The organism is Siphonobacter sp. SORGH_AS_0500, assembly GCF_002838835.1.
Classification (GTDB): Bacteria; Bacteroidota; Bacteroidia; order Cytophagales; family Spirosomataceae; genus Siphonobacter.
In genome coordinates this window covers 93,171-114,365 of record NZ_NHPP01000017.1, presented here as the reverse complement: position 1 = coordinate 114,365, position 21,195 = coordinate 93,171, and the positions used below count along the sequence as shown (strand labels likewise).

Sequence of the window (21,195 nt, the reverse complement as noted above, 5' to 3'; positions counted from 1 at the left end):
CCTGAAATGACAGATTCGCATGATCCTTCCGTTAATGATGCCTCCGGGGCGGGCTATATTCCGCATTTAGCTCTGGATTTTGTTATCATTGGTTTTCACGAACAGGAATTAAAAATTCTGATTCTTGAATACGAAAACACTGGTTTGTTTGCTCTGCCGGGAGGTTTTGTTCGCATGAATGAGAATCTGGAAGACGCCGCCCGGCGGGTCTTAAGCGAGCGAACGGGCTTGACGAATCTTTATCTGCAACAATTTCACACCTTTGGTAGCGTGGAGCGATCGGACCCCGATTCCATGCGAGCCATCATGCAGGGAAAAGGGCTTGTTGCCGAAGATCATCATTGGCTACTGCGGCGATTTGTAACAGTGGGGTATTATGCTCTGGTGGATTTCACGAAAGTAAGTCCCCAACCTGATTCCATGGCCGATCGGTGCGATTGGCACGAGTATGGCCGTTTACCGCAACTCATGCAGGATCACACCGAAATCGTGCAATTTGCCATGCAACATTTACGAGCCAATCTGGACCAGGAACTGGTAGGGTTTTCCCTGCTCGGCGAAGCCTTCACTATGCAGACTTTACAAAACTTATACGAAACCATTTTAGGTGAAAAACTAAATCGCTTCCAGTTTTCAAAGGCGAATGCTTCAGTTGGATTTACTCGAACGGCTGGAGAAAAGTTACACGGGTAAGGCTCATAAAGCCCCGTATCTTTATCGATTCAAAAAATTGAGTATTGCGGCTACCGCTTTATGAAAATTCCTGCCTTCCTTTAGGCTTTGAAAAAGCATCAAAAGAGAATATGCGGGCGATTCAGTTTCTATTTTTTTCCAATTACTTTCTGGGCCTCTTGGCTCTTATGCTTTCGCTGGAAACGGCTTTTCAACTGGATTTACCTTTCGCTTCTCCGGCTTATTATGTATTGGTGGTTTCGGCGGTTATTGTCTATTACACCGTGGCTTACACCATTCCGGCCACCGCTCCCGTTTCCCGAAATCCCCGAACCGAATGGTATCGTCAGCATGCTTTCTTTGTTCGGATCAGTCAGCTGGTTCTATCCATGATTGGCCTTGGCTCAGCCCTTCTATTACTCGTTCAATACGGTAAAAATCTTACCTCATTACCCTTCATCGATTACGTATTCATTGCCCTGGTACCCCTAGCGGGTTTACTTTATTACGGCATGGGCCTAACGCTCAATCTGCGGGATACGGGCTGGCTGAAGGCTTTCGTCATTGGCTTCGTCTGGGCGGGTTGCGTAAGCTTGATGCCCGTTTTTGAAGTCCAGCTTGAACACGGCAGTGTGTTTCCCAACGCCAAACTGGAAATCTGGTTGTTCATTAAAAACTGGATGTTCTGCACGGTAAATGCCATCATGTTTGATCTCAAAGATTACGCCGATGATGCCAATCGGCAACTGAAAACCTTTGTCGTTCAGTTTGGGCTTCGAAAACGATTTACTTTATTCTCATTCCGCTCTTATTAATCGGCGTTTCTTCTTTTTTTGTGTTTGCCAGTGTGCAGCATTTTTCTACCCTTCGAATTGCTTTTAATGCCTTGCCTTACTTCGCTTTACTGGCCGTCGCCTATGGCCTCCATCATCGACGTAAGATTTTGTATTACCTCGTCGTCATTGATGGGTTATTACTGGTGAAAGCCTGTTGCGGCATTGCCGGCAGTTATTTTGGCGGCTAAGGGTTTTAAACCTGAAAAAAACAATGTATTCTTGAATCATTGTGATTCAATCGTTTCATGTACAGGAATGGATTCTTTTGACGTAGAAATTTTATTAAGGTTTGCTCTGGCTGTGTTATGGGGTGGGATTGTAGGAGCAGAACGGGAGTATCGTAGCAAGTCGGCTGGATTCAGAACCATGATCATGATTTCGATGGGAGCCTGTTTCTTTACGATGATATCCAATCGATTAGGTGCTCCGAGTAACCCAGATCGACTGGCTGCTGGTATTGTTACCGGAATTGGTTTCTTAGGAGCAGGAGTGATTTTTCGTGGAGATAGTAAAGTCATAGGCATTACGACAGCGGCTACCATTTGGACCGTAGCTGCCGTGGGCATGGGCATTGGAGCTGGCTATTACTTTGCTTCCGCCTGGGCAAGCATTGTGATTTTTTTGGTATTGGCCGCTCTGCCTTCTCTGGAAAATTACATTGATGAAAGAAATCAGTCCAGAACCTACATTCTTACCACCACTTATTCCGGCCATTTTCGTGAAGAGATAAAGGAACTGCTCAAGCAAACGGGCTTAAAAGGGCAGATTACTCGCGAGATCAAAGAGCATGAACATCTGACGGTCACGTGGATTATACAGGGTTCCAAAGAAAAACATGATGTATTTATAGCTCAGCTGATGGAGAATAAATCCATTCAAAAATGGGCTTATTAAATCCTAAAACGGGTACCAGAGCAAAGATGACGGTCTGAAAGATTGAAAGAGAACTAATAATCGTGATGAGATACTTCGAAATTCGTTACTTTGTAGGATGTCACTTTTTATTACTTCACTCAATTCAGGCAGTAACGGCAATTGCTATTACGTAGGCAATGAAGAAGAGGCAATTCTGGTGGATGTCGGAATTTCCTGTCGTCAAATCGAATCGCGGATGCGGCGTTTGGGCTTGTCTATTACCAAAGTAAAGGCCATTTTTATTTCACACGAGCACACCGATCACATCACCGGGGTGCCCATGCTGGCGGCAAAATACCAGATTCCCGTATACATTACGGCAAAAACGCTGTTAAACTGTAAGTACCCACAAACGGGTTTTCCCATTTATATTCTACCTAGTAATGACTGCGTCTGGATTGGTGAGTTATGCGTGAAGTCGTTCGTCAAAACCCACGATGCTGCCGACCCGCATAGTTTTCTGGTTTCGTATCAGGGGATTAATGTGGGTGTATTTACGGACATCGGCGTTCCTTGTGACCAACTGATTCTTCATTTTCAGCAATGTCATGCGGCTTTTCTGGAAGCTAATTACGACGAAGTAATGCTGACGCAAAGCCGTTATCCGTATTTTCTGAAAGAGCGAATTCGGGGAGGTAAAGGGCACTTATCGAATCAGCAGGCGTTGTCTCTCTTTCAAAATTATCGACCAGCTTTCATGAGCCATTTGATTCTATCTCACTTATCGAAAGAGAATAACCATCCGCAAGTGGCCTGGGATTTGTTCTACCCGCACATGAACGACACGCAACTGGTGGTAGCTCCCCGACACGAAGAAACGCCTTTGTATCAAATCAAGGCAAGCAGGGTTCAGATGGAGGTATTACCTGTTGAATAAATGCTAGGCAGTCACCCCGCAGTCGCTCGGCTCTGCCGAGTGACGAAATATTGATAGGCCTCTGGCCGATTGGTATTAAAATACATTTGGATCAGATCTCCCGCCATGGCTGGTGTCTCACCAACTACAGTTTGCATACAAATGGCTGGTGAGACACCAACCACGGCGTAAGAGCCGAGCGACTGCGAGTAGGCAACCAAACGCGATAAAGTCACGTCCGATGCCTATAAAAGCAAAAATCCCTGGTCATTGAATTGACCAGGGATTTTCTATTACTCATTCATCTTATCTATTAATACGAATGAACCACAATCCGCTTGCTGGCGTGGAATCCGTCGGCGTCTACTACCATGATTAATAGACCTGAATTTTCATTGACGAGAATCGTTTGAGTATCCTCCAGTGAAGCCATCTTGTGTTCATACACCTGCTTTCCAGCCATAGTGAAAAGGCGGATCGTCACATTTTTCAAGCCTTTTAACGTCTCAACGGTTACCCGACCATTGACCGCAGGAATGGGGTAAACGCTAAGTTCCTGACTGTTGGGGTCCAATACGAAGCGGAAACTTGCCGTTTCTTTGGCGAAACAGGTTAAATTATTACCTGATGCCAATCGGTAGACCAGAGCGGCCTGAACCGTATATGTACCCGAAGCGGAGGCTTTAATTACTGATTCTTCTGTAGCCAAAGCCTGATTATCGCGTTTCCAGTTGAAGACCGTTCCTGTGCCTCCAGCCTGTAATTTATACGTACCCACCTGCGTAATCGTTGGCGTCGTGGGAAGGGGATCCGCTTTTACAGTAATGGCATTAGACGCGGCTGAAGTACAACCCAGCTCATCCATTACCCGAGCCGTATAAGTACCCGATTGTGAAACCACAATACTATTTTGAGTAGCAGTATTGCTAGTCCAGCTATGTTTCAGAGCTGAGTTGTCGGAGGCTAGTGTAACCGTTCCGCCTTCACAGAATTCCAGGTTACCTAACGCCCGAATCACCGGAGCCTGAGGTAAGGCTCGAACGGTAGTGTTAACTGCATCAGAAGCTACTGACAGACAGTTATAGATGTTCATCGCCTGCACACTGTAGGTACCTGCTTTGGTGACTACGATGGAAGAGGTTTTCTCACCTGAACTCCACACAAAAGAAGTCTCCGCAGAATTCGCCTGAAGCGTTACGTTTTTGTCCGCACAGAATACCGGGGAACCCTGCACCTGAATCACAGGCTTATCTGGACGAGGATTCACCACTACCGCTATCGCGTCCGATTCAGCCGAACCGCAACCGAACGCATCCATTACTTTCACTTTGTAATTCCCAGCCGTTGAAACATTAATGGTTTGCTGGTTGGCTCCATTACTCCACACATACGAATAACCCGATCCAGAAGAGCTCGTCAGGTTAACCGATCCACCCGTACATAAGGACGTAGAACCACTGGCCACTACCTGAGGTTTGGCCGGTAATGGGTGAACAGTTACGGTTACTGTATTTGACTGGTCGGAACGACAGCCATTAGTACTCACGGCAAACAACGAAAACACGCCAGATTGATTCACAACGATATCCTTCGTAGTTTGATTTCCTGACCAATTATAAGTATCCGCCTGCGTGGACGAAAGCGTTACACTTTCCCCTTCACAAAACGAAGGATTTCTTGAAGCCGTTACTACTGGAGTCGCAGGTTTCGGGAAGGGTTTTACCTGAACCACTGCCGAAGGCAGAGAGGTACACCCGAACTCATCCGTCACTTTCACCGTAAATGATCCTTCCTGACTAACCTTAATGGACTGATCAGCAGAGCCATTATTCCAGGTGTATTTTTGAGAAGAAGTAGAAGTGAGCGTTACTGGATTTTCAGGACAGAAGTTAGTTACCGGGCCACTTGCCGCAATGGTGGGCGTAGCGGGCAACGACCGTACAATAACTTTCAACGCATCTGAGACGGGCGAAGTACAGCCATACTGGTCTTTCACAAGTACTGTATAATCTCCAGCTTTGGTAGTACTGATGCTGGGACTAGTTTCACCCGTATTCCAGCTATACGTGGCAGCCTGAACCGTAGAATTTAAGTTCACAGCCACCCCATCACATACGGTTGAAGGCCCCTGAGCCACTACCGAAGGCTTCGCAGGAAGGGCATGAATCGTAACCCGAATGGTGTTGGAAAGATCTGACTTACATCCGTTGGCATTCGTCGAATACACGTTGAACTCGCCGGATTTGCTAACGGTCAGTTCCTGCGTATTGCTATTATCCGACCAAAAATAATTATCTGCCTTGCTGGAAGAAAGCTTGATTGTCTCTCCTTCGCAAATGTCCAGTTTACCAGAAGCGGTGATAACGGGTGTGTTTGGCTTACTGGTGTACGTAACCTCAATGGCCGCCGAAACGGGCGATACACATCCGTTCGCATTAGTTACCTGAGCCGTATAACGACCGGGCTGAGTTACCACCAGAGTTTGTGCTGTTGAGTTATTACTCCATTTGTAAGAACTCCCGGCAGACGAACTAAGAGTTACCTGTGTTCCGGGACAAAGGTTGGTTACAGAACCAGAGGCCGTTAGCGTTGGTGCCGCCGGTAAGGGCGAAGTGGTTAACTTGTACTCTTTGGAAACCGACGACTCACAACCGAAGGCATCTTTTACCTTGACGGTATAACTTCCTGCCGCACTTACCGTAATGCTTTGGGTGGTAGCTCCCGTGCTCCATTGATAACTACTATTCGCTGGAACGCTTAAAACTACCGAGCTTCCTTCACAAACTACGCTAGTAGAAGCCGTAATTTCAGGGGCCGCAAGAGCCGACGATAATTTCACTTCTACCGGAGCAGAGTTACCCGATTCGCATTCACCCGCATCCTTAATTTTCACCGTGTAACTTCCGGCTTCTTTCACCGTAATACTCTTTCCCGTTTGTCCATTACTCCAAACGAAATTAGTACCAGCTCCGTTAGCCGTCAGGGTGGTGCTACCGCCGGGACAGAACGCAAGACTAGTGGCTGAAATGCTGGGCGTACCGATTCCACTGGGAACCGTAAAGGGAGGAGCAAAGGACGAATTACCTACTCCATCTTTGCTACGAGCATAATAGGTTACGCCTGCTTGTCCGGTAATACTTTGTCCCGATTGAGTAGAACCGTTATTGGCATTTACCCAAAGTCCCTGACCCGTCGCACTTTGCAGCGTTAAGCTAAACTGACTGGAACCCGCACAGGCAAAAGCCGTTTGTAACATGCTGGCTGCCGTTTGTGGCTGGGACGCTCCTAAAAAGTTAGTACTGTTGATGGCATCAAACCAGGCCTGACCGTGCTTTTTATGATACTCCGAACCATAAAAGTGAGCGGGATCGGCTGGATTCCTGGGATTTTGAATATTATCCGTTTCAGGACCTTTGAAACAGTTAGAGACACGCTCAGCGACCAAATTCTGCCCCTGAATCACATTACTACTGGTAAATGTTGCATTGTTTGCTCCTACATATAAGGACACTCTCGCAATCATCCAGGACAGGTTTTTCCCACCAAAATCAGCCCTTGATTTTTCAATGACCGTCTTTAACTGATTATAATACGTTTCAGGATTGGTGTTATTTAATCCGTCCCATTCGCCCTGATGCCACAATACCCCCCGAACCCCGGTAAGGTTTCCATAATATTGCAAAGAAATCCTTAGATTGGCATAAGGCATTCCCATGGGGAGGTTAAAATCAGCAAAGGGATTCTTGGTAGCCAATCCCTTCGAGCTTTCTTCCCAGTTATAAGCTCCCGTTGCAGAGAAAGCCGAGTTAATAAACAAAATGGGCACGTTATATTGTTGAGCCAGTAGGTCGCCTAAATGTCCCCAATGCCAGGCTGTATAGCCATAAGGAGCGTATTTGATACTAGCCGTCATTTTATTGAATTCCGGAAAAGAATTTCCGGGTTCCTGACTGCTATTCTCATTTTCTGTAAAATTGGTAATGACGTTAATCCGGTCGTCCTGAGGTTCAGGAATGTCCGTTTGGTCTTTGCGGCCCTGAGCGTTAGACTGCCCGGCGATAACAAAAACCTCCCCTACTCCTACTCGCTCCACTTTACCGCTGGATAATACATTTCCCCCCGCCGAAGAGCGAACTTCCACGTCATACCAGCCCCCGGAAACCTGGACGGTTCCCTGAAAAACCCCACTGCCCGCTGCTATGGGAGTCCAATTAGTACTGGTTCCCTGACCATTGCGAGCTACGAAGCGAGCTTCAATTTTATCTGCATTATTCGCATAGTTACCCGAGACGGTTACGCTGGCATTGTTGCTCGCATTTCGCTGAAAAACGATCCGTTTTACTGGAAAGGTAATGTTTACCTGAGCAAATGCAGAAGAAGAAAATAATAAGTACAGACAACCAATGAAGAAGGTATAGTTTAATTTCATATACTCAATTTTTAATAAATTCTGATGGTGAATTGGAAGAAAAACCCTACAAAACTAAAGGCAAAAATTCTGATAACGTATTGTCAAATAGAATATTAACATTTTTTACGTTTGACTTACGTTTTCATTTAGTGCCCTGAAACCGGATGATGAACCTCACCCATTTTCGTTACTACATTCTTGCACCACAATAAAACAGCCCTTTATTCCGCTGTTTTGTTTATTACTTTTCCCTGAACAAATCCTCCCGCCGATACTCCTATTGCATAGGCCCACAAGTCTGACCATAAGAAACCCTGACCCAGAATTAGTCGGCCCGGTAACGTTCTTCTGATAGCATTTATCCACTCGGCCTGATACAGTTGACTCGCTTCGACGGCGAAACAAATCAGTAGACTAACTAACATGAGTCGAACAAGTTTTGCAGTAGGGAAACAGAAGATCATCATCCAGAAAATCATTAATGCCCATAAAGCATCACCTACCCCCAAAGGTATAAAAGATAGTTTTCTGGAAATGAGGCCTATAACAATGGTAACAAGAATAAGGAAGCCGTAGCGAAGTCTGGCTTTGGAAATCATCTAAACTGCTGTTTCTTAATTCCGTCCAGTAAGTATTCCAATCCGTTGAGTTTGATCTCGTACATGGTTTGGAGCAGCACACCCAGCTTGCCCTGCGGAAAACCTTCCCGGGCAAACCATTCTAAGTAAGAAACGGGTAAGTCTGAAATCAGGGAATCTTTATGCTTCCCAAATGGCATTTTGTAAGTGGTTAACTCAAGTAATAGAGCAGTATTTCCGCTGGATTCTTCTGAATTCATTTGGCAAAGATAACGAATCAATAATGTATAGCATTCACTAGGAGTAGGTTATCATTTTTTAGATTTGATTCGCCAGAATATTGAGCTATTAACTCGTCATAGCTATTACTTTTAAGTCCTTATTCTCTTTTTACCGTACTTATTTATGATGAGTGAAGCCTTGCCACATCGGTATTTTCTGGTTAATAAACCCTTTAACATGCTATCGCAGTTCACTGGGGCCGAGGCTATGCATATGTTAGGAAACTTGAATTTCAACTTTCCTGAAGGAACGCACTGCATTGGCCGATTAGATAATAAATCGGAAGGTTTGCTATTACTTACTACCAATAAAAAAGTTACTAAACTTCTTTTTCAGGGCGATATTCCGCACGAACGCAAGTATCTGGTTCAGGTTTATAAACAAGTAAGCCCCGAATCATTAGAAGCTTTACGAACGGGCGTCCTTATTCCACTCACCGGAGATTTATACTACAAAACCACCCCCTGCCAGGTCGATATCGTAGAAAAACCCGCGAACCTCTTTCAAAGTGGCTGGGAATATCCTGATGACCGTCCCCATACCTGGTTACTTATTTCATTAACGGAAGGAAAATTTCGGCAAATTCGGAAGATGATGAAAGCAATCCATCACCATTGCCAACGGCTCATTCGGGTATCCATTGAAGAGATTACTTTGGGAGATTTACAACCTGGCGAAGTTCGTGAAATGGAGGAGAATGAGTTTTTCAGGAAGCTTCGCATTACCAACTGGCAATAAAAAAGAGAGTGGCTTTCACCACTCTCTTTCTATCTATCTATTCAGGAAAATCTATTCTTCCGTAATCGTTTCTGGTTTTTTAGCCGTGATCGTCAGCGTTTCGCTGGTTCCATCATGATCGGCTAGCAGAATATCGCCTTCGGCCAGATCTCCTTTAAGGATTTCTTCCGCTACGGGATCTTCCAGGTAACGCTGGATGGCCCGGTTCAGCGGACGAGCTCCGTACTGAGGATCGTATCCTTTCTTCGCCAGGAAGTCTTTTGCGGCTTCGGTTAACTCAACGCGGTAACCCAGCGTAGTGATCCGAGCGAAAAGTTTTCCAAGCATCAGCTCAATGATCCGATGCAGGTGTTCGCGTTCGAGTGAGTTGAAGATGATTACATCATCCAGACGGTTCAGGAATTCAGGTGAGAACGCCTTACGCAAAGCATTCTGAATAGTGCTTTTCACCGCTTCGTCCTGACCATCCACCCGAGTTTTCGTAGCGAAACCAATACCCGTTCCGAAATCTTTCAGGTCACGAGCTCCGATGTTCGAAGTCATGATAATGATCGTGTTTCGGAAATCAACCCGACGACCTAAACCGTCCGTCAAGATACCGTCATCCAGCACCTGTAACAGAATGTTGAATACATCCGGGTGAGCTTTTTCAATCTCGTCAAGCAAGACAACTGAGTAAGGCTTACGACGGATTTTTTCCGTTAACTGACCGCCTTCTTCGTAACCGACGTATCCTGGAGGAGCCCCCACGAGACGGCTTACGCTGAATTTCTCCATATATTCAGACATATCGATCCGAACCAACGAATCTTCTTTGTCGAACAAGTGAGAGGCCAGCACTTTGGCTAATTCCGTTTTACCAACTCCCGTAGGGCCCAGGAAGATGAAAGAACCAATCGGTTTTTTCGGATCTTTCAGACCTACACGCGTCCGCTGGATTGCTTTAGCCAGTTTCTCGATGGCAGATTCCTGACCAATTACTTTGCCTTTCAGATCTTCTGAAAGCGTAAGTAACTTCTTGCCTTCATCGCTGGACACGCTACGTACGGGAATACCCGTCATCATCGCTACAACCTCTGCAACGTTATCTTCCGTTACGGTATAACGACGAGTTTTCGTATCCTCTTCCCAGCGTTGTTTCGCTTTGTCAAGCTGTTCAAGTAATTTCTTTTCCCGATCCCGCAGTTGTGCCGCTTCTTCGTATTTCTGCGATTTAACGACCTGATTTTTCTGCTTTTTCACTTCTTCAACTGCTTCTTCCAGTTGAATAATGTCTTCGGGAACTGAAATATTATTGATGTGTACACGAGCACCTACTTCATCCAGCACATCGATAGCTTTGTCGGGCAGGAAGCGATCAGAAATGTAACGTTCTGACAATTTCACCGCTGCTTCCAGAGCTTCGGGTGTATAATTAACGTGGTGGTGTTCTTCGTATTTATCCTTGATGTTATTGAGAATCTCAATGGTTTCTTCAATGCTAGTAGCATCTACCATAACCATTTGGAAACGACGGGCTAAGGCACCATCTTTCTCAATATACTGCCGGTATTCATCCAGTGTGGTAGCACCAATGCATTGGATGTCTCCACGAGCTAAAGCAGGCTTGAACATGTTAGAGGCATCCAGTGAGCCAGAAGCTCCACCAGCTCCAACGATGGTATGAATTTCGTCGATGAAAAGAATCACTTCGGGTGATTTTTCCAACTCATTCATTACCGCCTTCATCCGCTCTTCAAACTGACCCCGGTATTTAGTACCGGCTACCAGCGATGCCAGATCGAGCGTAACGACGCGTTTGCCAAAGAGCACGCGGCTTACTTTCTTCTGAACAATGCGGAGAGCAAGGCCTTCAGCGATGGCTGTTTTACCAACGCCAGGTTCCCCGATCAGAATAGGGTTGTTTTTCTTACGGCGAGACAAAATCTGAGCTACCCGCTCAATTTCTTTCTCACGGCCCACAATAGGGTCCAACTTGCTCAGTTCAGCTAACTTGGTGAGGTCACGGCCAAAGTTATCCAACACCGGCGTGCGGGATTTCTCTGCTCCTGGCTTACCAGATTCACTACGAGGGCTGGAACCAAACATGCGGCTGTCTTCATCGTTGTCGTCCGTATCCGGGCCGGCATTGATGTTAGGGTTTGATTGATATTCCAGCATTTCCTTAACGATTTCGTAGTTCACATTGAACTTATGAAGAATCTGAGTCGCAATGTTATCCTCGTCCCGAAGGATGGCTAACAATACGTGTTCAGTGCCAATCAACTGGGTTTTGAAGACCTTCGCCTCCAAATGAGTCATTTTAAGTACCTTCTCCGATTGACGAGTCAAAGGAATATTGGCCATGTTCCGAACGCTGTGCGTTGCTGTTCCCTTCGTAGCTTGCTCGATCGTCATTCGCAACTCATCGAGGTTGATACTTAATTTCTTTAACAGGGCAACAGCCACGCCTTCGCCTTCACGGATCATACCCAAAAGCAAATGCTCTGTCCCGATGTAGTCATGCCCTAATCGCAGAGCTTCTTCTCGGCTCAAAGAGATGACTTCTTTCACGCGGTTTGAAAATTTCGCTTCCATACTTAAGGTTTAGCGTGCTTTATTTAACCGGCTAACGCCGGACGAACAGCTATTGTTCATTTATAATCCAGAATCTATAAAATCTGCTGGTTTTATACTGTCAACGTATTTTCTGTTGATGTATTTTTAATAGAAGCCTTCAAAATTGATCGAGCCTTATTTCCCTGACAGAATAATAAATCGAGAATACTTAGATTAGGAAAAAATTGTTCCCCGAAATTTTGCCGATAAGGTATGGGCTGATAAAAACCCCGTTCCTCCGGCCCCTTCTTGGGTGAAATCAGGCCCCTGGCGTCCATAATTGGCCATTCATAGTCCAGATTATAGGTTTCGGTGTCCTTACATTTATCCGGCACTCGCAAAAACTCTTGACAAACTGTCAGCATCTGCCTATTCAGGTCGTACAAAAAGTCAGGCTTTTGTTCGTAAACCTTCCTAAATTTCTCTTCAAAGTACTCAAAAAAGGGAGTTTTTCGATAAGCTGCTTCAATTGCCCCCCAATGTCGCTTAATCCAGGGTTGATGGTAATCAATCTTTACATCCTGAATCAGCGTTTTATGCTTACTGCGTCCATCCAGTACTGGCACTACCAGCGTATCAACCCCTTGAGCCGTTAATATCTGACACCGATTTCTGAAGGTCTGCTTTTGAAAATGCTCGTGTTTTTCAAGGAGAATGGTCTCAAAATTTTCGTAGCACGTCCAGAATTCCAAACCCGGGAGATACTGAATTTCTACAACTATGGTATTATTTTCCGACATTTGCAACTAAATCACTTTTTTAAAGGAAGTCAAAAAAACTCATGTGTCAAATTATTTTTTAACTTTTGTAGTTATATAGACAAGCCTAATGAGTTTTTGAATTTATTATGATTACATAAATGGTATTATTCCGAGTTATATCCCGCATACCCTTTAAGATACTCTATCTTTTTTCGGATGTCCTTTTCTTCTTTATCTATTACATCTTCGGCTATCGGAAACAGGTAGTTTTATCCAATCTTGCGGCTGCATTTCCCAACAAATCAGAACAGGAGCGTGAAAAAATCGCCAGGGAGTTTTTTCAGAATTTCTGCGACTTCATAGTAGAAACTGTTAAAACGCTGACGATTACCCAGGAGGAAATCCAGCGTCGAATGAAATTAGAAAATTCCGAGATTCTCCATCGGTTAGTGAATGAAGAAAAAAAGACGGTGTTCACCATGCTGGGCCACCAGATGAATTGGGAATGGGTATCCTTGAGCATCGCCAGTGATGGTATACCAGCGGATGTCATTTATAAGCCTCTGTCGAATGATTTCTTCGAAAAGTTTATGCTCGCCATCCGATCGCGTTTTGGCATTAAGCCCGTTTCTATGTATAATATTCTACGAGATATGGTTAGTCGTAGGAAAGAACCCAGGGTCATTGGAACACTGGCTGATCAGGCTCCCCATCATCCGGATTCGGCCTATTGGTCCACTTTCTTCCATCAGGAAACTGATTTTTTTAACGGAACCGAAAAACTAGCCCGAAAATTTAATACCCCTATCGTCTTTGGAAAAGTTACGAAGATTCGCCGGGGTTATTATTCCTTTCATCTGGAATTAGTGGCAGAACCTTCCTATCAAGATATTTCTTCAGGTGCCTTAACCGAAGTGTACATTCGCTGGCTGGAAAACACCCTGATCGAACAACCAGCTCTCTGGCTCTGGTCACATAAACGATGGAAACATAAGCGGACCACTCACCCTTCGGAAGACGAAATGGTTCTTCCTAAGCATTAAAAAAGCCCGATCTAGCTAGATCAGGCTTTTTTAATGCTTAGGCATTCATTACTCCTCCCATTCACCTAAACCTTCCCGGATGATTTCAATGTCGTCAGAAGTAGCATCCAGGATGGTAGAAGGAATAAGTCCTCCCGGTCCTCCATCGATAATGAGGTCAACCTTATGCTGAAACTGGTGGAAAATTTCTTCGGGGTCAGTAGGATACTCCATGAAATCATCCTCCAGTTTAATCGAAGTAGTAATGATCGGGTTACCCAACTGACTAACAATCTCCCGGGTAATGGCATGATCCGGTACCCGAATACCAATGGTTTTCTTGCGGGGATTTAGGGATCTTGGAAGTTTGTTACTGGCCGGCAGGACAAAAGTATAAGGCCCTGGAAGTATCTTCTTCATTGTTTTGAAAGCAAGATCCGATACTTTGGCATAGTCCGTAATATGGCTCAGGTCATTACAGATAATCGAAAAATCGCTTTTTTCGGGCTTAATACCCTTCACCTGAGCGATCCGCTCAACGGTTCGGGCATTGTGGATATCCCCACCCATTCCATAGACCGTATCGGTGGGATAAATTACAATTCCGCCCTGTCTCAATACCTCTAACACCCGAGCAATCTTTCGGGGTTCGGGGTTTACGGGATGTATACTTATTAATTCAGCTGGCATGGCTTTACAATTCTATTATCGCCGGATTTTCTGATATCCGCGATAGATTTGATAAAAAGGAACTCTTAGTTGACAGGCCCAGAGAATGGCCCGATAAGACGCACTAAGTGGTTTCAGAGATTCGTGCAAGGTCGCATATTTCCTAACAAGCGAGTAATGTTCGAGATAAAAACATTGCTTTATTCCCTGTTTTAATCGCCATAGTAATGCAATTTCTTCCTCGGGGGTTCTAATCATAGCAGCCGCTTTCTTGCACACCATAAAGGTAGACTCTAACTGCTTGGCCCTTCGGGTCTGCTGATTACGCGATTGCGATCCTGCTACCTGACGATAATTCACCCAATACTCATCTTTGAAAGCATATTTCCAATGACGAGATGCCCTAACCAAAAAATCAAAATCCTCATATAATAGCGATTCGTCATAGCCGTTTAGAGCATCATACACGACTTTTCTCGTCATAGCCGTAACCGTTAAAATGGGTGTGCCAGCTAAAACGGCAGCAAAAACGTCGCCCTGAGGGACGGACTGGATCAACTGCCCCCCTTCATCTCTTTTATACCAGGTTCCTATTTTATTACCGGCTTCATTAACCAGGATGGCCTCGCCAAAAATGGCTCCGTACTCCTCAGGAAGCGTTTCAAAATAGCTTACCTGTTGTCTAATCGTTTCTGGTAATAAATAATCATCTGCTGCCAAATCAACAATATATTTTCCTTTGGCGAGCTGTAGCCCTTTATTAAAGCTCTTACAAATACCTAGGTTTTGCCTGTTCGTAATTAATTGATCCTGAGTTCGTAATAGGTTCTGAATAATAGGAACGCTGGTATCGGTGCTGCAATCATCAACAATAATACATTCAATAGCAGGGTAAGACTGATTAAAAACGGACGTTAAACACTCCGCAACAAAACGTCCGTGGTTATAACAAAGGCAAATGATAGATACTAAAGGGTAATGAATCATCGTCTCTTATAAATCCTTTATTTCTTCCTCTTTCTTCTGCGTTGCATCATCCAGACTCTGGTTAATTTCAAAACCGAGAATCAGGCCCAAGGCAACTAGATATAGCCAGATCATCAGGGCTATCAAAGTACCCACAGCACCGTATAGCCGGTTATAGCTGGCAAAGTTGGAAATATAATAAGAAAAACCCTGTGTAATAAGAATGATCAGTACTGAAGCAATAATAGAACCCGTATTAAAGAACCGCCAGCGACGATGCAAAGCTGGAGCAATGTAATAAATAACGGAGACTGCAACGAATAGTAGAATGAAAACGGTCAAGTAACTCAGCCCTTCGGCATACATGTAGGTAGAATCTACATTGATGATTCGCTTCTCTACCAGCTCATCTACCACCAGTCGGCCAATAATCAGTACGCCAATCGCAACCAGTAATACTAGTACCAAAAGAAACGTGAGTAAGATAGAAACGAGACGCGTTTTGATAAAGCCCCGCTCATCGTGCGTGCGTTGGGTGATGTTGAATGAACGCATGAGAGCAATCATTCCATTCGTTGCCGAGAATAAGGCGAAAATAAAACCGAATGACAATACCCCACTTCTTCTCCGGCTTACGATATCCCGAATGGTAGGCTCTACTTCCCGGTAGATTCCCCGAGGCATAGCATCCGAAAGAATAGTCATAATCTGGTCATCCAGATTAGCAATGGGAATGTAGGGAATCAGGGTAAAAAGGAAAATGATAGCCGGAAAAATAGCCAGAGTAAAGCTATAGGCTACGGCAGTGGCCCGCTGATCAATGTCAAATTGCAGGACGTTTGCCAGTAAGACCTGTAATAAGTGATACAGTGAAAAGTTTCTTTTACGAACTCTTACACCTCGAAGCCAGGTTTTTATTCGCCTCTGAAAAGTTCGGGATCTTGAGTAAGTTTTAGCCATCAGTTACCTTTATGCATCAAAACTTAAAGCCCTCATTCTGATAAAGAAGGCTGTAGTCTTACCAATAATTCAGCTGGTGCCAGTACGGGACGATTGGTTTGCATGTTTACAAAAACAAGAGTAACTTCTCCAGTATTCAAAAGCACTCCTTCCTGATTCATTAATTCGAAATAAAAAACGATACGAGCGGCTGGACGCTGCTTGATACTCGTTCGAATGGTAATTACCTCGTCGTAACGGGCGGGTTTCAGATAACGGGTTTTCATTTCATAAACCGGCATCATAATCCCTGATTCCTCCAGCTTTTTATAAGGGAAACCCAGGCTTCTGAGGGCTTCTACCCTACCAATTTCGTACAAACGGGCGTAATTACCATAATACATGTACCCCATCTGGTCGGTATCGGCATAACAAACCCGGTAGGTATGTTCGTGTTGAAAAAAACGCATACTTCATTAGCAAAAAGAGCACCATTCCTTTTACCGGATCTGATGCTCTATCGTCTTTTATTTTTTAATTCCTAACTGATTTAATGCTTTCTGATAATCTTTAGCATTCTTTAAATGCTCCTGATACGTTACCGCAAAAATGTGATAGCCATTCAGTTTCGGACTTGCACAAAAGTACATGTAATCGTGCTTTTCGCGGTTCAGAACAGCATCAATGGACGATGGCTCTGGAATATTAATAGGTCCCGGAGGCAGGCCCTTGTTAATGTATGTGTTATAGGGCGACTGGTACAGTAACTGATTGTGCAACAATCGTTTAATACCAAAATCACCAATCGCAAAAATTACGGTTGGATCAGCTCTAAGGGGTTCATTCGCCGCCAGGTGATTCAGATAAACTCCCGCTACCCGTGGTTTTTCATCTTTCTTTTTCGTTTCAGCCTCTACAATACTAGCCAGCGTTATGACTTCATCCTGGGTTAGGTTTAGAGCCTTTGCTTTTGCCTTCCGTTCGGCTGTCCAGAATTTATCGTATTCTGATTTCATACGTCCCAGTAATTTCTGAGGCGTGGTATTCCAGTATACTTCGTAGGTATTAGGTAAAAACATCCCTACGATTGTTTCAGGAGTAAAGCCGTAGAATTTGGCAACCTCTGGATCGTTTAACATTCGTTTAAACTCAGTTGAATCAAATTCAAACTTTCCGGCTACTTTTTCTACCAGCTCCTGCTTCAACCGTACGTTATTGAAAGTCAGTTTAACCGCAGTCTGATTACCCGAACGGAGGGCTTTTATTACCTCATAGTTTCCGGCATTAGGTTTGATTTTGTAACGGCCGGGCTTCACGTGCTCAGGATACTTCAGAAGCTTGGAAAGAAATCTGAAGTACATCACATCATGCACCATTTTATTCGCTTCCAGCGAATCTACAACGGTTTCAAAATTGGCTGATTTGGTGGGGATTAACAGGTAAAAGTCCCGCTTACCTTTCACATTTAAATTAGACGTATAAAAAATCTGCCAGAAATAAAACGTAACAATAGGAATCAGAATAGAAACCAGAATAATAGCGTATTTTATATATTTATTCTGAATCATGGGGTTTGTTCAATAACGTGTTGTGGTTGATGATAACGAAAAAACAGATTTATTCGTTTGGAAACTTAACGTGAAAACGTTCGCCCAGCGTTTTTAAATCAGCAATTACCGGAGCTAATACCGGAATTCCTTCTTCTTTCCGCTTAGCTTCCATCCATCGTTCTGGATCTCCCGGAATTAATACCTGCTCTCCCTTGAGTCCTTCGGCACTGCGGAAGCGGCGGATCCATTGATCCATGTGTTTTTTAAATTCATCGGCGGGCCGAAAAGCATCTACCCGCATGGCTCCCAGAAAATGCCCGGTGCCAATGCCTACGCCTTCGTCGGCAGACATAAACCCTGCCGTTGCAAAGGGCGGAACCCAGGGGCCATAATTTGCTCCCGACAATACTCCCGAAAACAAATCGACCATTGCTCCCAGTCCATATCCTTTATGACTGCCATGCTCGCGATCTCCCCCCAAAGGGAGCAGAGCTCCGCCTTTTCGAACGGCGTTGGCATCGGTAGTGGGGTTACCCTCCGCATCCTGAACCCACCCCGTGGGTGTTTCCAGATTTTTGCGTTGCAGAATTTCGAGTTTGCCATAAGCTGCCGTTGTGGTAGCCATGTCGAGTACAAAGGGTGGCTCTTCCTGAGCGGGCATAGCTACGCAAATCGGGTTTGTGCCCAATAATCTTTCTTTGGAAAAAGTCGGCGTAACCAAAGGCCCCGCGTGTGTCATGGACCAGCCAATCATGTCATTTTTCAGGGCAAGCGAAGCGTGATATGCGGCAATTCCAAAGTGGTTGGAGTTTCGAACCGCTACCCAGCCCGTACCAACTTTGTCGGCCTTTTCCATCGCTATTTCCATGGCTTTGGGGGCTACCACCAATCCTAACCCGGCATCTCCGTCGATTACCGCCGTGGAGGGCGTTTCGTGGACCATACGGATCGTAGGTTTGGGATTCAGGCGGCCCAGATCCATTAATCGGACATAACCGGACAAACGGGCAACGCCATGGGAATCAATTCCGCGTAAATCGGCTGATACCAATACGTCGGCAGCCAGCGTAGCGTCGTTCTCAGGACAACCCATGGCAAGGAAGATATCCCGAACAAACGTATAAAGATCCTGATGTACAATCATTAGTAAGTAACTCTTTCGAATAGTAGATTCACCGAAAACTCAATCTTCTATTTCAACGTTCTTTCCGAACTGCAAAACTAACAGAAGGTGGGAGAAGTAGACTTTTTTTGAATAGAATCCGTACTTACGGCCCTATTTTAGCCGCTGTACCAAGGCTTTTACCAGCGTAGCTGAGTTGCGAGCCGCAATTGGTCCGAATTTATGCATATCTACCGAAGCGGAATGATTGGCATTATCTGACAAACTTCGAATGATTAAAAAAGGCACTTTTTGCTGGTAACAAATCTGGCTAACGGCTGCCCCTTCCATTTCAATGGCATCGGCTTTCATGGTTCTACGAATGTTCAGACTGGCGGAATCAGAAGCCATAAACACATCTCCGGTTACGACAATCCCTGTGTGGATGAGCGGCTTGTAATCGCCAATCGACTCCAGTTTTACCTTCGGAACCACGAGGCCCGTCACGAGTAATAAAGCCGAATCTGACTGAAAATAAACTGGATTTTCTTTGAAGTTATAGGGGTTCCGCGTTGGTCGCTGTTGCATTCCTTCATTCAGATAACGTCCATAATCGTGGTGAGCCACCTGAGTCGCAATGACAATATCTCCGGGATGATAATCGGGATTCAACCCTCCCGCAATTCCGGTGAACAATACCTGTTGAGGTCTAAAATGTTCCAACAATAAAGTAGTAGTCAGAGCGGCATTAACCTTACCAATTCCTCCCTGCACCAACACCACTTTCTTGCCTTCCAATTGTCCTGTATAGAAAGTTAGTCCTTCAATTTTTTTCTCTTTACGACCTTTGATCTCTTTTTTCAAAACCTCCACCTCATCTGCGAATGCTCCCATAATGGCGGTGTAATTGCTGGTTTTCCTGGGAAAGCCACTGGTTTGATCGGGCGTGGTGGAATAGGTCAATTGTGCTCTCAGTCCTGAGGTCAGGCCTAAAAGAATCCATAGAATTCCAAAAATCTTTTTCATTTTTATTACTTATTCATTCAGTAAAGCGGCCAGACACAAGCCAATAATCAGCCAGAAGGCCAAAGGTAACTGCCGAAACTTACCAGAAGCTAGTTTCAGGGCTCCATAACTTAGAAAGCCCCAAATGATTCCCTGAGTAATGCTATAGCTGAAAGGGATTAAGACCATAGCCAGAAAAGCAGGGACGGCTTCTTCCCATTCGTCCCAGGGAATGCGTATTACGGTTTTCATCATAAATACGCCTACCACGACCAGAGCTGGTGCCGTTGCAAAGGAGGGTACCATGCTTAAGAGAGGTGAGAGAAAAAGGCAGGGTAAAAAGCAAAAGGCAGCCGTAACGGCGGTAAGCCCTGTTCGTCCCCCCGCTTCAATGCCTACAGCCGATTCAATGTAGGCCGTTCCCGGACTACTCCCAACTAATCCCGCCAGGGTCGTCGCCACAGCATCGGTTAACAGCGATTCTTTGATGGCTAAAGGCTCCCCTTCTTCGTCGAGTCGGCCCGTGGCTTCGGCTAATCCGATGAATGTACTGAGGCTATCAAAAAGATCCGTAAAAACGAAGGCAAAAATGACCGGAGCCATCGCCCACGTTAAAGAGCCCCAAATATCCAGTTGAAAGATCAGACTAAAATCCGGGGCAGCGAAAACACCTTTCCAGTTAATCAGTCGCTCACTTTCGTATAATCTGCCGGGAATTAATGCAATGAATGTCGTAAGAACGATCCCCCATAAAATGCCGCCGTTTACTTTTTTCTGAATGAAGACCAGGGTACTTAACAGACCAATAATGAAAATGATTACCGCCGGGTTTAACGTACCTATGCTGATAATGGTAGCCGGATTTGCTACGACAAATTTGGCATTGATTAGCCCAATAAGGGTAATGAAGAGCCCGATACCGGCGGCAATGCCATAACGCAAAGATTTGGGAATGGCCTTAATTAACACCACCCGAACGTTAAAAATAGAGATGATTAAAAAGAAAATCCCCGCCCAGAAAACGGCTCCCAGGGCCGTTGTATAAGGTACATTCATTCCCTGCACGACGGTATACGTGAAGAAGGCATTAAGCCCCATGCCCGGTGCAACCACGTAAGGACTTTTGGCATAAAGCCCCATCATCAAACTACAGAAAAAACATACCAGAACGGTAGCGGTTAACACGCCGGAAAAGGGCATTCCGGAAAGAGATAATACCGAAGGATTCACTACAATGATATAGGCGGTAGCCAGAAAACTCGTGATACCGGCTAGTATTTCGGTATAAAAAGAATTAGGGACATGGCCCTTTTGAATAGGCTTCATGTCCCTAATTTGCGTAGAAAAAGTTCGAT

21 protein-coding genes are annotated in these 21,195 nt (G+C 45.0%); 7 read left to right on the top strand and 14 right to left on the bottom strand.

Annotated features, from left to right (window positions below; all coding sequences use genetic code 11):
* The 5 genes from BWI96_RS17815 to BWI96_RS17800 all read left to right on the top strand — a co-directional run.
* Positions 1 to 693 (top strand): NUDIX domain-containing protein (locus BWI96_RS17815; protein WP_369804208.1); only part of this gene is annotated, 693 nt, incomplete at its 5' end.
* Positions 694 to 803: 110 nt separating this feature from the next.
* Positions 804 to 1,487: a hypothetical protein gene (locus tag BWI96_RS17810; protein ID WP_198555294.1), complete on the top strand. Its 684-nt coding sequence runs from the start codon at positions 804 to 806 to the stop codon at positions 1,485 to 1,487.
* Between the two features lie 20 nt (positions 1,488 to 1,507).
* Entirely contained in the window at positions 1,508 to 1,696 is a 189-nt protein-coding gene (locus BWI96_RS21985) for a hypothetical protein (RefSeq protein ID WP_198555293.1), read from the top strand.
* A 67-nt stretch (positions 1,697 to 1,763) separates the two neighbouring features.
* A complete protein-coding gene (locus tag BWI96_RS17805) occupies positions 1,764 to 2,402 on the top strand; it encodes an MgtC/SapB family protein (RefSeq protein ID WP_106637878.1) in 639 nt (212 codons plus the stop codon).
* Between the two features lie 97 nt (positions 2,403 to 2,499).
* Positions 2,500 to 3,300, top strand: a complete 801-nt coding sequence (locus tag BWI96_RS17800; RefSeq protein WP_106637877.1) for an MBL fold metallo-hydrolase — start codon at positions 2,500 to 2,502, stop codon at positions 3,298 to 3,300.
* Positions 3,301 to 3,311: 11 nt separating this feature from the next.
* Here BWI96_RS17800 and BWI96_RS21695 read toward each other — a convergent pair whose 3' ends face one another.
* The 4 genes from BWI96_RS21695 to BWI96_RS17785 all read right to left on the bottom strand — a co-directional run bounded on the left by BWI96_RS21695 (position 3,312) and on the right by BWI96_RS17785 (position 8,528).
* Entirely contained in the window at positions 3,312 to 3,515 is a 204-nt protein-coding gene (locus BWI96_RS21695; RefSeq protein ID WP_157830422.1) for a hypothetical protein, read from the bottom strand.
* Between the two features lie 77 nt (positions 3,516 to 3,592).
* On the bottom strand, positions 3,593 to 7,708 hold the full coding sequence (locus BWI96_RS17795; RefSeq protein WP_106637876.1) for a sialate O-acetylesterase: 4,116 nt from the start codon (positions 7,706 to 7,708) through the stop codon (positions 3,593 to 3,595).
* 203 nt (positions 7,709 to 7,911) lie between these two features.
* Positions 7,912 to 8,289, bottom strand: a complete 378-nt coding sequence (locus tag BWI96_RS17790; protein ID WP_106637875.1) for a DUF2809 domain-containing protein — start codon at positions 8,287 to 8,289, stop codon at positions 7,912 to 7,914.
* Positions 8,286 to 8,528 (bottom strand): DUF3820 family protein, encoded by a 243-nt coding sequence (locus tag BWI96_RS17785; RefSeq protein WP_106637874.1) that lies wholly within the window; start codon positions 8,526 to 8,528, stop codon positions 8,286 to 8,288. The genes BWI96_RS17790 and BWI96_RS17785 overlap by 4 nt, the downstream gene beginning before the upstream one ends.
* A 145-nt stretch (positions 8,529 to 8,673) precedes the next feature.
* Here BWI96_RS17785 and BWI96_RS17780 point away from each other — a divergent pair, with 145 nt between their 5' ends.
* The gene (locus tag BWI96_RS17780; protein WP_232793788.1) at positions 8,674 to 9,288 is read left to right on the top strand and encodes a pseudouridine synthase; all 615 of its coding nucleotides are present in this window, start codon (positions 8,674 to 8,676) and stop codon (positions 9,286 to 9,288) included.
* 51 nt (positions 9,289 to 9,339) lie between these two features.
* Here the strand turns inward: BWI96_RS17780 and BWI96_RS17775 are convergent, their stop codons facing one another.
* Positions 9,340 to 11,865 carry an ATP-dependent Clp protease ATP-binding subunit gene (locus BWI96_RS17775; RefSeq protein WP_106637872.1) on the bottom strand — a complete coding sequence of 842 codons (2,526 nt, stop codon included), beginning with the start codon at positions 11,863 to 11,865 and terminating at the stop codon, positions 9,340 to 9,342.
* Positions 11,866 to 11,957: 92 nt separating this feature from the next.
* Complete coding sequence (locus tag BWI96_RS17770) at positions 11,958 to 12,626, bottom strand: WbqC family protein (RefSeq protein ID WP_106637871.1); 669 nt, start codon at positions 12,624 to 12,626, stop codon at positions 11,958 to 11,960.
* 119 nt (positions 12,627 to 12,745) lie between these two features.
* On the opposite strand from BWI96_RS17770, the gene BWI96_RS17765 reads away from it, so the two are divergent.
* Positions 12,746 to 13,630: a lysophospholipid acyltransferase family protein gene (locus BWI96_RS17765; protein ID WP_106637870.1), complete on the top strand. Its 885-nt coding sequence runs from the start codon at positions 12,746 to 12,748 to the stop codon at positions 13,628 to 13,630.
* 48 nt (positions 13,631 to 13,678) lie between these two features.
* On the opposite strand, the gene BWI96_RS17760 is transcribed toward BWI96_RS17765, so the two are convergent.
* The 8 genes from BWI96_RS17760 to BWI96_RS17725 all read right to left on the bottom strand — a co-directional run bounded on the left by BWI96_RS17760 (position 13,679) and on the right by BWI96_RS17725 (position 21,166).
* The gene (locus tag BWI96_RS17760; protein WP_106637869.1) at positions 13,679 to 14,299 is read right to left on the bottom strand and encodes an L-threonylcarbamoyladenylate synthase; all 621 of its coding nucleotides are present in this window, start codon (positions 14,297 to 14,299) and stop codon (positions 13,679 to 13,681) included.
* A gap of 15 nt (positions 14,300 to 14,314) precedes the next feature.
* Positions 14,315 to 15,265 carry a glycosyltransferase gene (locus BWI96_RS17755; RefSeq protein WP_106637868.1) on the bottom strand — a complete coding sequence of 317 codons (951 nt, stop codon included), beginning with the start codon at positions 15,263 to 15,265 and terminating at the stop codon, positions 14,315 to 14,317.
* Positions 15,266 to 15,271: 6 nt separating this feature from the next.
* Positions 15,272 to 16,204, bottom strand: coding sequence for a YihY/virulence factor BrkB family protein (locus BWI96_RS17750; protein WP_106637867.1), 933 nt, complete (start codon positions 16,202 to 16,204; stop codon positions 15,272 to 15,274).
* Between the two features lie 32 nt (positions 16,205 to 16,236).
* Positions 16,237 to 16,653 (bottom strand): thioesterase family protein, encoded by a 417-nt coding sequence (locus BWI96_RS17745; RefSeq protein WP_106637866.1) that lies wholly within the window; start codon positions 16,651 to 16,653, stop codon positions 16,237 to 16,239.
* Positions 16,654 to 16,710: 57 nt separating this feature from the next.
* The gene (gene mltG / locus BWI96_RS17740) at positions 16,711 to 17,751 is read right to left on the bottom strand and encodes an endolytic transglycosylase MltG (protein WP_106637865.1); all 1,041 of its coding nucleotides are present in this window, start codon (positions 17,749 to 17,751) and stop codon (positions 16,711 to 16,713) included.
* 49 nt (positions 17,752 to 17,800) lie between these two features.
* Positions 17,801 to 18,877 carry an Ldh family oxidoreductase gene (locus tag BWI96_RS17735; RefSeq protein ID WP_106637864.1) on the bottom strand — a complete coding sequence of 359 codons (1,077 nt, stop codon included), beginning with the start codon at positions 18,875 to 18,877 and terminating at the stop codon, positions 17,801 to 17,803.
* Between the two features lie 132 nt (positions 18,878 to 19,009).
* Positions 19,010 to 19,861 carry a 5'-methylthioadenosine/adenosylhomocysteine nucleosidase gene (locus BWI96_RS17730; protein WP_106637863.1) on the bottom strand — a complete coding sequence of 284 codons (852 nt, stop codon included), beginning with the start codon at positions 19,859 to 19,861 and terminating at the stop codon, positions 19,010 to 19,012.
* Between the two features lie 9 nt (positions 19,862 to 19,870).
* Complete coding sequence (locus BWI96_RS17725) at positions 19,871 to 21,166, bottom strand: NCS2 family permease (protein WP_106637862.1); 1,296 nt, start codon at positions 21,164 to 21,166, stop codon at positions 19,871 to 19,873.
* Between the last annotated feature and the right edge of the window lie 29 nt (positions 21,167 to 21,195).